This window comes from Acinetobacter sp. FL, from assembly GCF_040744925.1.
Lineage (GTDB): Bacteria > Pseudomonadota > Gammaproteobacteria > Pseudomonadales > Moraxellaceae > Acinetobacter > Acinetobacter radioresistens.
Genome location: NZ_CP160437.1, coordinates 1,473,989 through 1,486,469 on the forward strand (window position 1 = coordinate 1,473,989; position 12,481 = coordinate 1,486,469).

Genomic DNA, 12,481 nt, shown 5'->3' on the forward strand with positions numbered 1-12,481 from the left:
TTAATAAACTGCTATTAATTTACTAAATATATAGAATTTTATTATTATTTTGGACAATAGAGGTCATAAAGTGTATGTAAAACTTGGGTTAGTTTCTGATCTTTAATTGAATAAAAAATCTGCTTTCCCTGACGCCGTGTGATAACTACATCACTCTTACGTAACATCATCAGCTGTTGAGATAAGGTAGGCTGAGTAATTTGAGTTTTTTCCTCAATTTCAGAAACGTTTAATTCTTCTTGAGCTAAATGGCACAAGATTAATAGGCGATCTGTATTAGCCAGCGATTTTAGTATACTCACGACGGTGTCAGCAGAATCGCGCATGACATCGATTTGGAGAGCAGGTTGCATAATCAAATCCGTTAAATTGAGTGCGCCATAGTATAAATGTACTAAGAGAAAATAAAGATTAATTAAGAAGAATAATTCATGGCTTTTGATGAAGAAGTTAATCAGTAAAACTGATACATGGTATATATAAATTCAAGTTTTTAATTTGAAAAATATACTTTTTCTTTTTTAAAATCAATTCAGCGTGTAAAAATAAACATATTAATAAATCTTTTTACTTAAGAATGCTACTACCTCATAAGCTGCTCAGGTATAACAAATATGGTAAACCATTCAAAAAGCTATAATCTGGAGTAAAAAATGGCTAAGAACCAGACTAATGAAATTGAAATTAATATCGGGATTTCCACTGAGGGCCGCAAGAAAATTGTTGAGGGATTATCCCGTCTTTTAGCAGATAGCTATACTCTATATCTGATGACGCACAACTTTCATTGGAATGTTACGGGCCCAATGTTCAGTAGTCTGCACGCAATGTTTATGGAGCAGTATACAGAACAGTGGAATGCACTTGATATTATTGCTGAACGTATTCGTGCCCTTGGATTTCCTGCGCCCGGCACCTATAAACAGTTTAATGACCTGGCTACAATTAAAGAAGTAGAGGGTGTGCCTACTGCTGAGGAAATGATCCGTTATCTGGTCAATGCTCAAGAGGCAACTGCACGCACTGCACGTGAACTTTTTCCTGTCGTAGACGAAGTAAATGACCAGCCAACTGCTGATGTATTAACCCAGCGTATTGATGTGCATGAAAAAACTGCCTGGATGCTGCGTAGCCTGCTACAGTAAAAAAGCTTTTTAGAACCAAACCTGCTCTATTTGAGCAGGTTTGGTTCTGGCTTTAACTTATAAGTAAATTTCAGGCGGGTAGGGCGTATTATCATTTATTGCAGAATAATATTGTTCTGCCAAAAAAAAGCCATCTGGTGCATTCTTGATATCAATTGTAAGGGAATGAGCCATAACTTGTGGATATGCCCAGATTAACTGTTTCATTAACCCAAAAGTTTCATTGTTCTGCATATCTCCTAAAATCCTTTGCCAGATAGCCCTATGGTAAGGTTCCTTATTATTGAAACCATAAAGATATGCCAAATTCTCTGGTGGTACAAAACCTGCCAGATAAGCTGTTTTGTCACTAGGATATGCTAATTCATCTAAGGCAACTTCCATAATTGTACGGTGGGCTTGTTCCAGGTTATTTTCTAAAATCCAGTCATAAGCTTCGACTATAATGTAGTCAAAATTAGGATACCTATAGTATTCCTGTGGATAGTTGATACCGGTTAACAGAGTGGGCTGCTGAGTACGTATAGCAGGTAAGAATAATAAGGGACAAAACTGCGCATCTGGATAATTCTTTTTGAGAACAGTGCGGATATCCTGACATGTCTGGCCTAGCTTTGTTCGTAGCCACTGTCTGAATTCTTCATAAGGTGTACCAGTCTGGTAGACTGATTGAAAAATGTCTCCTAAATCTGGTGCATATAGTCCTGTATCTTGGTTAAAGGCTAATCGGGTAGAGTAATCATATATGCAGGGTAAGTTGGTTGCAGGATTATACCACCACCAAGGTTCTCCAATCTGCATATTGACTTGGCAGCCACCTATCTGCATAGTTTCAGCGAATTCCAGAAAACCTTTTTGCAAATATGCCATAGCATTTATATTGCTAGGACTGAAAAAATAGCTGGGTGGCTCATAAGCCGTTTTACCCAGATTGTCATGAATGTCTCTTTGTGCCCAATATTCGTTGGCAGCAAGAGAGTACATTTCAAAGCTTAAGCTGAAAACAGGAGCAAAGGCTGCTTCATGCAATGCTTTAGCATAAACCTGATGCCATTTTAACGCACATGGATTAACTACATTTACACGTGTAGTAAGTGTATCAGGAATCTGCCATCTATTTACTTGTGTGTCCCAGTACATGTCTGGATAACGTGACATTCCGCAATAATGATTAAGTAATCCCCGATAACCAAGCGCCACAATATTATCGACTATACGTTGAGGATTTAAATCATAATGATCATCATAACTGGTACATATACCTTTATGATGTGCAGATACTACTATCTGTTTAAGTTCTAATTCTGTGTTAGTTCCTTGAACTGTAGAGTTGGTGATTCTGACATAACAAAGTTCAGGATCAGGCAGTGGATAAGGCAAAGTCGCAGGATTATAACTGCTTGCTACCACATTCAATACAATACGCTGGATATGATTGACTGGAAAAGGAATAGTCGCATTAAAACCTGCTTTTACAGTATCCCAGTCAATCTGGATATGAGCCTGTCTGGACACAGGCTGATCTGCATAATTGAAAAGCGGAATATATGCTATTTGTTCAATTTCATTTTCCAGATAATATACTGCTAGCGTAAGTGCCATCTGTTCATTATTGATCATAGGCATGTGTGTAGAAATTTCTATATCAAAATCCCAGACCATACCACTGTAGTCATATAGTGTTTCATAACTTAAAAACTGATGATCTTTATGATCCTCAGACTCCCAGATAATACCTATAAGATCACTACTGAGGCGGGGTTTGAATAGTACTTCAAAACCGTTTCTGTAATTGGTAAGACTAAACGATGCTGTATCTGGGCCTTCTACCCGCCAATAATGAGGATGAAAACGTGGCAGGGTTAGAGTTGCCCATGAAAGTTGAGGGGGTATTTTCTGATAGGGAAAAGCATTTTGCATAACCGGCAGCCTTTTAATAAATTAAGACGGTTTTCCAGAGTATATTTTTCAGATTTTTGGAAGTCGTATTTAGATACTAAAGAGGTATAATAAAAAAACCCGTTTTAATTCTTTGATTTTGTAAGATAAGAATGTAATTGATACTCATAATTGAGCATAAATCAGAATATATATCATGTAATTATAATAAAAGCCCATAATTTTTTAAATTATGGGCTTTAAAATAAATTCAATAGGTATATCAAATTAGAAAAAATTGAATAATCAAAGAAATAATCATAAATAAGACAGCTAGTCCCGTAAACTTATGCCTTATATTTTGAACCACTTCCGGTTTAGGAACAAAACTGTCGCGTCTTTCTATATTAATAAAATACTTTGCATATTTATCCATGAAAAATGATGCAATAGCAAAAATAGCAAATGTATTGGCCAGATAAATGTGTGGAACTTGATCTGCCCTGAATATAAAAAGGAATAGCCACATACCTATAGGCGTTAAAGTCATATAAGCTAAATCGAACCAGCTGCTCATATTTACTTTTACTTTTGCTTTTAAGCGGCAAAGCGTATCGAAAAGAGTAATTAAAGCAAAAATAAACCATACATTCATAAGTAAAAAGAATGCAAGCTCATAAGTCAGGTTACCTTTTTCTCCAGACATTCCCATGCTGACCAGCGTAACTGGCATAAGACTATAAGCGATAGACAGCAAACCAATACGGGTAATGTTACCTGTAACAGTACTTGAGAGATGTTTTTCCCAGCGTAAAAAATAAGTCCGGATCATGGCGATATATCTTTAGAAATAAATCAGATTAAAAAAACTGTTGTATTATGGTAAAAAAAGATACTTTTTGCACGAGAATTGAATAATTTTTGTGTATCTAATACATAAAAATTTTTAACATTTTGATAATAAGGCTAAAAATATTAAGTCATTATTTTTTCACAGAGATTAATACTTGTTACAAGAAGGGGCAGGGAGCTTATACAGAAAGTTAAGGACAAGGATTCATTTTCATTTATAAATTAAAACAATAAGCATATAAAGAAATAAAGTGATATATCTATGACTAGTTCTAAAAATTAAATATATATGTTTTATATAATTAACTGTTTATCAAAGTTAACTTTGATTTTTAAAACTTGTTGATTTGAATTTAGTCTAATACTGATTTTCACGATAGATCAAGTCACTTGCGTTATTTTGAAACATATCAAATAAAGGAATATTCAATCATGAAGAGAATGACAAGCATAATTTGGATTGGGTTAAGTTTGGGAGCATGCTCAACAATACCAGAATCAGAGTACCAAACAGCTGAAGTATATAAATCTTTAGGTTCCAGACAATGTGAACAAATTGACAGGACGAAGAATATCGTAGCGATGAAGCAGCAGTTAGTTCAAAACCAGATTAAAGTCCTCTCTTCTTATATTACTGATGACGGTCAGATACGGATTTCTCTCTGCGGTGCATCAGACGGTAAAATTGTAGTATTTAAAATTCCTGCTAATAAAATACAGCAGACCCAAACTTTTGGCTTTCAGGATTTAAACCTGCTGAAGCACTGACTAATTTGAAACTGTATAAAATGACTTTTGTTACAGAGATGTATTTGGAGTACTTCTTCATTTACGTGCTGAAAAATAGCAGGCACTTTATATTATAGAACTTATTTCTAAACAATTTAGCCTAAGTAAAATTAAATCATCTACATCAGACAATATTTAAATTTAATAGCAGACAAACAAAAATAATTTTAAAATTCAAGCATAAAATGAATTAAGATTCATAAATTCCATCTTAGAAACCACTATAAATGTAACAAAATATTTTATTTTTATTTCTTTAAAATTGAAAAATATATTTAAAATTAACTATATATTCTATTTTTGGGTGCATTAAGAAATATATAGAATAAACAGTTCTCTAATACAGATTGAAATGAATTTCCTTTTTCGTTAAGTTCTGTAAGCAAATAATTTATAAAATTTAATAGAAAAGGGGACAATAGCATGAAAAGGATGAAGGTGAAGAGTAGTGTTTGGCTCTACAAAGTGATGCCAGCCAAAAATTTAAACAAGCTTTAGTAGAAAATTAAAAATAGTTTTTATATTTCAGCTTTTTAAATTTCTAAATATCTTATTAGAGTTATTTAAAAATTTTATCTAGAAAGCTGAACAATAACAATTAGATCTGAATACTCAGCAAATCTTTAGTAATATGGATATTAAAGTTATGGATAAACTTATTAATTTACGGTCAAAACATTTGGTACTTGCTGTAAGTAGCATGGCAGTCATGTCGCTACCACATGCAGGAGAGAACACAACAGAAATAGAACAATTACGTCAGGAAGTAAAAGAGCTGCGAACTTTACTAAATGCCTCACTACAACAGCCTGCTGTAACTCTTAAGCCCCAGAGTGATGTGACACCTCAGGTCAAAACTACCCCTTTAAATACATCCCAATTTGTTAAAACAAATATATTGCCTTCCGGAGCTGAAGTAAATCTTTATGGTTATATTCGTGCTGACGCTTCTTACCAGATGGAAGGCGCGGCAACCATGTATAACAATATTAGTGGAGTACCTCTTAAAGATACAGTAGAAGCAACTAATCAAAAAGATCGCTTGAGAACTACCGTTAATGTGACACGCCTAGGCCTGAACTTTAAGACACCCACCTCTATTGGTGATATTGGCGGTAAACTCGAAATGGACTTTTTCGGAGGTTCAACCCGAGACCAGTTCCGTATACGTCATGCGTACTTAACTTATGATAAATGGCTAGTTGGTCAGACTTGGTCGACCTTTGTTGCACCAGAATACATACCAGATACTGTAGATGCAGCAACATTTGTGGGAGGAGCCTTACAGCGTTCTCCATTAATCCGTTATAGTGATCAGCTTTCTGAAAATACTAATTATGCCATCAGCATAGAAGACCCGAAATATACTGAAGCGACTGATCCAGCTAACAGAATGCGTATGCCAGCCCTTGTCGGACGTTTGAACCATAAGTTTGCTGATGGCTCAACGATTTCCGGCCGTAGCTTTATTGCAGAGAAAAAAACCGGTGAAGATGAACAGCTGGCTTGGGGTATTGGCTTAGGCGGGAAATACCAGATCACCCCAGAGACTCTATTAAAGGCAGATTATTATCATGTAAAAGGGGATGGACGCTTCGTACTATGGAGTAACAGTGGATATGCAATTGATGAAAATAATAATATGCATAGTAATGAGTTCGATGTAATTGCTGCCGGTATTACCCATCGTTTTACACCTAAAATCAGATCAACTTTGGGCTATGGCTATATGAAAGCTCAAGATGATAATGAATTTTCACGCTTGAAATATGACGATGCATCTCAGAACAAGCAACTCTGGCAGGGATGGATTAATGCCATGTATAACCCTTATAAGCCGGTAACTTTTGGAGTGGAATATGTTTATGGAGAGCGTGAAACTTTCAATAATCGGACCGGTGTAGATAATCGTTTCAATATGATGGCTATTTATGACTTTTAAATAGATAAAACCAATTTAAAAGCTGTTTGCATTAGTTTATTTAAAAAAGCCCATCAATCTTATGGGCTTTTTTACCTATAAAAAACATATAGATATAAAATTTAAATGATCACTTCTATCAAATGTAATTATTTTACTCATAGTTAGAAAAATTATTTTTATATTTTAGTAAAATAGCCTAAGTATTTCTAAAAAAATTCACAAATAATGAAAGCACTATCCCAATAATATAAATCAGATAAAAAATAAAAAATTAATTTTATAGACCGAAACCTTATTAAAAAAAGTAAATCTAGAAAGCATACTCATAACACTAAACTAAAAAAGGCACCAATACCTTAATAAACCAATAACAGAGATTGAATCTAGAAAAGCATCTGTAGCAGGCTAACTTCAGTAATCCAGTACAAATAATTATCTGGCAGTAAAGATAATAATGTCTCGTACTAAAGCTATAAGTTAGAAAAAGCAGAAAGAAAATAAAAAACAAAGACTTATAGTATTAAAACTAGCGAGTCAATATACATTAGATAGTTAATACTATTAGGCATGCATATAGATTTAATTGAATAATAGAATTTGATTTTGCTTAACGAAATTAAATTCTATATTATAGAAAAAATTGTTCTAATTCGCTCAATAATAAAATTAACTCTGTCATAAGGACCAAGATTATGAGTTTACAAGACAAGATGTCAGCTTCGGAGTGGGAAGCACGTTGCCAACTGGCTGCACTATATCGCTTGATTGCTTATTATCGCATGACTGATTTGATTGATACGCATATCAGCCTGAGAGTACCAGACCAATCTGAATACTTTCTGATTAATCAGTACGGCGTAACATTTGATAAAATGACAGCTTCTCAGCTGGTCAAAATCGATCATGATGGAAATATTGTTTCTGATTATGATCAGGGAAAACCAGTTAATGTGGCAGGTTTTGTAATTCATTCAGCCTTGCATACTGCACATACACATATAAACTGCGTAATTCATACTCATACAGCCGATGGTATTGCCGTTTCAGCGCAGAAACACGGTCTTTTACCAATTTCCCAGCATGCTTTAAAATTTTATAACCTGATGAGCTATCATGAATATGAAGGAGTGGCACTCTCTACCGATGAGCGAGAACGTTTGGTTCATGATTTAGGACAAAACCGGGTCATGATTTTAAGGAATCACGGCTTACTATCTGCAGGCGAAACCATCCAGCGTGCCTTCCATGAAATTTACTTTCTGGAAAGAGCCTGTCAGGCACAGATTAAGGCATTGGCGGGAGGATCTGAGTTACATTATCCTACGCCCGAAGTATGTGAACGTACTGCAAGACAGTTTAACAGCCCCGCGGTAGAGCCAATTATCTTGAACGCATGGAATGCTGCACTCAGTCTGATTGAAAATCAGAAAGCAGAGTACTGTTCATGATAGTAATTTCCTGCAAAATACCTGAAATCGAGAAAATTCTACTCAAGGTCTTTCAAAAATATGCACCCGAAGGAACCTATTGTCTGCCAGAAAGTGAACAGGCACAACAGGCTACTACGGCGGCTTGCTGGTTTCCGGATATTGAACAGCTAAAACAGCTTCCCCAACTGAAAGTCATTCATTCCATTGCGGCAGGAATTGAACATCTGGATCTAAATCTTATTGACCCTTCATATCTAGTGTGTCGGGTTATTGATGAGCAGCACCAGAAGGGAATGTTTGAATATCTATTATGGGCTGTCCTGTATTATCAGCGTCAGTTTGACCGGGCTGTTAACCAGCAGAAACAGCAATTATGGAAACAGTACCGGCAATTTTCCAGTCAGGATATCCAGATTGGAGTGATGGGTCTTGGGCATATGGGGGGATATGTAGCAACCCATTTCGCACAGATGGGCTATCAGGTTTCAGGCTGGGCACGTTCCAAGAAAAACTTGCACAGAGTTCAATCATTTGCAGGAAATGAAGAGCTAGATGGCTTTTTAGCCAAGAGTCAAATCCTGATCAATCTTTTGCCGTTAACTGCACAGAATCATTCTATTTTATCATCGCAGGTTTTAAAAAAGCTGCCAGAACAGGCCTGTGTCATTAATTGTGGCCGCGGTCAACATCTGGTTCTGCCAGATCTTGTTGCAGCGCTTGATTCTGGTCATTTAAGGGGTGCAATTCTTGATGTCTTTGAACGGGAACCCCTTGAGCAAGCCGATCCGTTATGGACTCATGAAAAAGTTCTGATTACGCCTCATGTGGCTTCGCATGCGCCAATGTCAATTGTCGTCGAGCAGATTCTGGAAAATGACCGTCGTTATAAAGAATATGAGCCATTAAACCATCAGATTGACCCTGCCAGAGGATATTAAAATAACCTTAGGAGTAAAAAATGGATTTTGAGACGATTAAAGTCAGTATAGATGCTCAGATTGGTAGACTACAGCTAGACCGGCCTGAAGCTATGAACAGTTTTAATGAAAAAATGCATCAGGAAGTTCAAATTGCCATACGCCAACTGGTCGATTTGGAGAAGGTCCGGGTCATTATTATAACCGGTTCAGGCAGGGCATTTTGTGCTGGCCAAGACTTGAAAGAGCGTGCCGGTCAGCTTGACCAGATTGCATTGCCTAATGAAGGTACACTGGCTAAATATTATAATCCTCTAATTGAAACGATTACCCACGCCCCTAAACCGGTGATTGCAGCAGTTAATGGGGTGGCTGCTGGCGCGGGTGCCAATATTGCCTTGGCCTGTGATCTGGTCGTTGCTAAACAGAGCGCATCTTTTATTCAGGCCTTCTGCAAAATTGGTCTAATTCCAGATGCCGGTGGAACCTGGCTTTTACCACGACTGGCCGGACATGCTAAAGCAATGGGACTGGCCTTACTAGGCGATAAAATTTCCGCTGAACAGGCGGAAAAACTGGGACTGATCTGGCAGGTTGTACCAGATGAACAGTTTGATTCTGAAGTACAGCAACTGTCCCAAAGATTGGCACAACAGCCAACCTATGCTTTGTCTCTCATTAAACAGGCTATTCAACAGTCTACTCATCATACTTTAACTGAACAGCTTGAGCTGGAGAAAAACTTGCAATATCTAGCGAGTAACAGCCAAGACTATAAAGAAGGAGTAAAAGCATTTACTGAAAAGAGAACACCACTATTCATGGGTAAATAATCAGGTGAGAATTCAAAAATGAATTTAAATACGCGTGTAACAGAACTCTTAGGCATTCAGTATCCTATTGTTCAGGGTGGAATGATGTGGGTAGGAACTGCCGAACTGGCCAGTGCAGTTTCTAATGCTGGTGGTTTAGGGACAATTACTGCACTGACCCAACCTACACCAGAAGCTTTATATAAAGAAATTGCACGTTGCCGTAACCTGACCGACAGGCCTTTTGCAGTAAATCTCACTTTATTGCCTGCTGTGAAACCACCACCGTATGCTGAATACCGTCAGGCCATTATTGAAAGTGGAGTCAAAATTGTAGAGACGGCGGGAAATAAACCACATGACCATATTCAGCATTTTAAACAGCACGGTATAAAAATTATTCATAAGTGTACGGCAGTCCGTCATGCACTCTCTGCCCAGAAAATCGGAGCAGATATAATTTCAATTGATGGTTTTGAATGCGCTGGCCACCCTGGTGAAGATGATATTCCTGGACTTATCTTGATTCCTGCTACTGCTGACCAGATTGACATTCCAATCATCGCCAGTGGAGGGTTTGCCGATGGGCGTGGGCTGGTAGCTGCGCTGGCATTGGGGGCTGAAGGTATAAATATGGGGACCCGCTTTTGTGCAACTCAAGAAGCGCCCGTACATGAACGGATCAAGCACTTCTATCTAGACAATGACGAACGTGATACTAATCTGTTGCTTAGACCTTTTCGAAATACTTCACGCGTAGCAAAAAATAGTATATCAGACCGTGTGCTGGAGATCAGTCAAAAGCCTGACCTGAAATTTGAAGATATTCAGCCTTATGTCTCTGGCTTAAAGGGTAAACTGGCTTTAGAAAGTGGAGATATCGATGCCGGGCTAATTACAGCGGGGCAAGTGCAGGGCCTGATCCATGATATTCCAACCTGTAAAGAGCTGATAGAGCGTATTATTCAGGAAGCAAACCAGATTATTGACAGCAGACTGGCAAAATTTATTCGAGCCAATGAATAAAAAAAGTAATTCTGGTTTTGGTTGGTATTAACACTTTTTAATGACTAAAGTCAGTCCAAAAGCATTAAATAGTTTTAAAATAGAATGCAGGGTCGGATTACTATGCGGCTGTTCCAGCTTTTGTAGTGTTTGCGGAGCAATTTTTGTAATTTTTGCCATATCCTCTAGGGTCAGGCGCAATTCAGTCCGCAGATACCTGGCAACCTGATGAATTTCCCACTCTGGATGCTGTTCTATAGTATCAAGTACCTGCTGGCGCCGTTGCATCTGTTCAATCGGCGTCATCGACTTAAAACGTTTATCCATGACTCAGCTCCTGAAGTTGCTGACAGATATTTTCTATTCTTGGCTGGCTGTTTTCGATAATTTCCGGATCAATACCGATATGTTGCATATAACTGAGCAGGCCTTGATATTTTAGGAACTGTTCAGCCAGTGCTGAGCGAAGAGTATCCTGCGCAATAGGCATAATGGTTTGAATCTGCTCAATGACTGATGCCCAGCATGGAGCGCCGCCCTGATCATTTCTTTCCCAGCGGGTGGTTCTGGCTATTCCATCAGGATGTAACCACATTGGCGCAAAGTCAAAAAGTGGCGTAAGCTGGATCAAGCCATTTTCATGGCGTTGGATCGCTGTATTACGGGTATGATTGTCTTTATTTCCTAGAGCTACATTGGCAATGTCTCTTTTTAAATATTCAACTATTTCAGTTTCTGCATACGTACAGCTTTGGAGGATGAGCATACAGATCTGGTTGTGAGAAAGGCGTACTCCAAACCCGGCCTGATTGCTCAGTGACGCAATACTTTCCTGGGCAATACGTTTGACCTTCCCATTGACTGTCTGGCGGTCAAAGCGGGGAATAAAAAGAGTACGATCATGAAGTTCTAGCTTTTCATGCACTCGCAGGCCAAGATATTCTGCTAATTGCATATATAAGGCTTCTTGAGCCAGGATTTTTTCCAGACGGGGATGATCACCCCGGCTAAACTTGACCAGCCAGTGTTTGGCTGCATGCTCATCTGGCAAGGTATGATCCAGATAAAACAGTCCATCATTCGCTTGAGTCAGCAATAGTTTAGGCCATTCTCCCTGCACTCCGGAGGAACCGCCCACAAACAGTCCATAAGATGCTAATGATTCAATAAAATATTCACGGCGTTCAGCAATTTCATGTAGGGTAAAACCCTTCAGGTCAGGATCAGGAAACTTTGCATTTAACCACTCATGAGCCTCTTTAATACGAAGATGACCAATGGGATTACCGGCACCGGCCTTTAATAAAGCCCAGTCAGCTGTTTGTTGTGCTGTTTCATTATAGTCCAGCTGTTTGAGCAGCTCTTTACGTCCATATCCTTGGGGTAACAGGTCCATCAGAAAAGCGGGCCAAGTCTCTGTATAATTACTTTGCACATTTACGGGCAAATTAAAAGACACTGCTCGTGCATCACGGCAGTCCATATAAGAAATAGCATATTCAAACAGATAAGATGTACGGGTTCCTGCCTCCCACCCCAAGTGTGTAGCATTGAGTAATTCTACTAGAGCACAATCGAGCCACTGATGGTCCTGATAAATCTGTATAGTGCAAAAATTATTCATTCTTTTATTATAATATAAAAATAATAAGTAGAATAGAGGGTAGTTATTTATTAGAATAAAATATTATGAATTTATGAGCCAAGAAATTAACCGGATTAAAAGATA

The 12,481-nt window shown here is 37.9% G+C and carries 12 protein-coding genes; 7 read left to right on the top strand and 5 right to left on the bottom strand.

The window, feature by feature from the left end; genetic code table 11:
• Positions 1-44 precede the first annotated feature (44 nt).
• Positions 45-353: a metalloregulator ArsR/SmtB family transcription factor gene (locus ABZP31_RS06895; protein ID WP_005025845.1), complete on the bottom strand. Its 309-nt coding sequence runs from the start codon at positions 351-353 to the stop codon at positions 45-47.
• 300 nt (positions 354-653) lie between these two features.
• Between ABZP31_RS06895 and ABZP31_RS06900 the strand changes: the two genes are divergently transcribed.
• Positions 654-1,145: a Dps family protein gene (locus tag ABZP31_RS06900; RefSeq protein ID WP_005014349.1), complete on the top strand. Its 492-nt coding sequence runs from the start codon at positions 654-656 to the stop codon at positions 1,143-1,145.
• Positions 1,146-1,202: 57 nt separating this feature from the next.
• Here ABZP31_RS06900 and ABZP31_RS06905 read toward each other — a convergent pair whose 3' ends face one another.
• Together ABZP31_RS06905 and ABZP31_RS06910 are read right to left on the bottom strand one after the other, a co-directional pair.
• Entirely contained in the window at positions 1,203-3,065 is a 1,863-nt protein-coding gene (locus ABZP31_RS06905; RefSeq protein ID WP_105919075.1) for a phage capsid protein, read from the bottom strand.
• A gap of 241 nt (positions 3,066-3,306) precedes the next feature.
• Positions 3,307-3,855 (bottom strand): hypothetical protein, encoded by a 549-nt coding sequence (locus ABZP31_RS06910; RefSeq protein ID WP_105919076.1) that lies wholly within the window; start codon positions 3,853-3,855, stop codon positions 3,307-3,309.
• A 452-nt stretch (positions 3,856-4,307) separates the two neighbouring features.
• Between ABZP31_RS06910 and ABZP31_RS06915 the strand changes: the two genes are divergently transcribed.
• From ABZP31_RS06915 to ABZP31_RS06940, 6 genes are all read left to right on the top strand, one after another.
• Positions 4,308-4,643: a hypothetical protein gene (locus ABZP31_RS06915; protein ID WP_228155589.1), complete on the top strand. Its 336-nt coding sequence runs from the start codon at positions 4,308-4,310 to the stop codon at positions 4,641-4,643.
• Positions 4,644-5,310: 667 nt separating this feature from the next.
• Positions 5,311-6,606, top strand: a complete 1,296-nt coding sequence (locus tag ABZP31_RS06920) for a DcaP family trimeric outer membrane transporter (protein WP_105919078.1) — start codon at positions 5,311-5,313, stop codon at positions 6,604-6,606.
• A 674-nt stretch (positions 6,607-7,280) separates the two neighbouring features.
• Entirely contained in the window at positions 7,281-8,036 is a 756-nt protein-coding gene (locus ABZP31_RS06925) for a class II aldolase/adducin family protein (protein WP_367156947.1), read from the top strand.
• The gene (locus tag ABZP31_RS06930; RefSeq protein ID WP_105919080.1) at positions 8,033-8,956 is read left to right on the top strand and encodes a glyoxylate/hydroxypyruvate reductase A; all 924 of its coding nucleotides are present in this window, start codon (positions 8,033-8,035) and stop codon (positions 8,954-8,956) included. Before ABZP31_RS06925 ends, ABZP31_RS06930 begins: the two co-directional genes overlap by 4 nt.
• 20 nt (positions 8,957-8,976) lie before the next feature.
• The gene (locus ABZP31_RS06935; RefSeq protein WP_248134632.1) at positions 8,977-9,768 is read left to right on the top strand and encodes an enoyl-CoA hydratase-related protein; all 792 of its coding nucleotides are present in this window, start codon (positions 8,977-8,979) and stop codon (positions 9,766-9,768) included.
• Between the two features lie 18 nt (positions 9,769-9,786).
• The gene (locus ABZP31_RS06940; protein ID WP_248134634.1) at positions 9,787-10,773 is read left to right on the top strand and encodes a nitronate monooxygenase family protein; all 987 of its coding nucleotides are present in this window, start codon (positions 9,787-9,789) and stop codon (positions 10,771-10,773) included.
• 27 nt (positions 10,774-10,800) lie between these two features.
• Here the strand turns inward: ABZP31_RS06940 and ABZP31_RS06945 are convergent, their stop codons facing one another.
• Positions 10,801-11,079, bottom strand: a complete 279-nt coding sequence (locus ABZP31_RS06945; protein ID WP_005014332.1) for a helix-turn-helix transcriptional regulator — start codon at positions 11,077-11,079, stop codon at positions 10,801-10,803.
• On the bottom strand, positions 11,072-12,376 hold the full coding sequence (locus ABZP31_RS06950) for a HipA domain-containing protein (RefSeq protein ID WP_034680050.1): 1,305 nt from the start codon (positions 12,374-12,376) through the stop codon (positions 11,072-11,074). The genes ABZP31_RS06945 and ABZP31_RS06950 overlap by 8 nt, the downstream gene beginning before the upstream one ends.
• Between the last annotated feature and the right edge of the window lie 105 nt (positions 12,377-12,481).

Bases quoted from the DNA above. Each gene is read 5' to 3' on its own strand.
- ABZP31_RS06910 (WP_105919076.1), bottom strand. From the start codon at position 3,855: ATGATCCGGACTTATTTTTTACGCTGGGAAAAACATCTCTCAAGTACT.
- ABZP31_RS06915 (WP_228155589.1), top strand. From the start codon at position 4,308: ATGAAGAGAATGACAAGCATAATTTGGATTGGGTTAAGTTTGGGAGCA.
- ABZP31_RS06900 (WP_005014349.1), top strand. From the start codon at position 654: ATGGCTAAGAACCAGACTAATGAAATTGAAATTAATATCGGGATTTCC.
- ABZP31_RS06895 (WP_005025845.1), bottom strand. From the start codon at position 353: ATGCAACCTGCTCTCCAAATCGATGTCATGCGCGATTCTGCTGACACC.
- ABZP31_RS06950 (WP_034680050.1), bottom strand. From the start codon at position 12,376: ATGAATAATTTTTGCACTATACAGATTTATCAGGACCATCAGTGGCTC.
- ABZP31_RS06940 (WP_248134634.1), top strand. From the start codon at position 9,787: ATGAATTTAAATACGCGTGTAACAGAACTCTTAGGCATTCAGTATCCT.
- ABZP31_RS06925 (WP_367156947.1), top strand. From the start codon at position 7,281: ATGAGTTTACAAGACAAGATGTCAGCTTCGGAGTGGGAAGCACGTTGC.
- ABZP31_RS06905 (WP_105919075.1), bottom strand. From the start codon at position 3,065: ATGCAAAATGCTTTTCCCTATCAGAAAATACCCCCTCAACTTTCATGG.
- ABZP31_RS06935 (WP_248134632.1), top strand. From the start codon at position 8,977: ATGGATTTTGAGACGATTAAAGTCAGTATAGATGCTCAGATTGGTAGA.
- ABZP31_RS06945 (WP_005014332.1), bottom strand. From the start codon at position 11,079: ATGGATAAACGTTTTAAGTCGATGACGCCGATTGAACAGATGCAACGG.
- ABZP31_RS06920 (WP_105919078.1), top strand. From the start codon at position 5,311: ATGGATAAACTTATTAATTTACGGTCAAAACATTTGGTACTTGCTGTA.
- ABZP31_RS06930 (WP_105919080.1), top strand. From the start codon at position 8,033: ATGATAGTAATTTCCTGCAAAATACCTGAAATCGAGAAAATTCTACTC.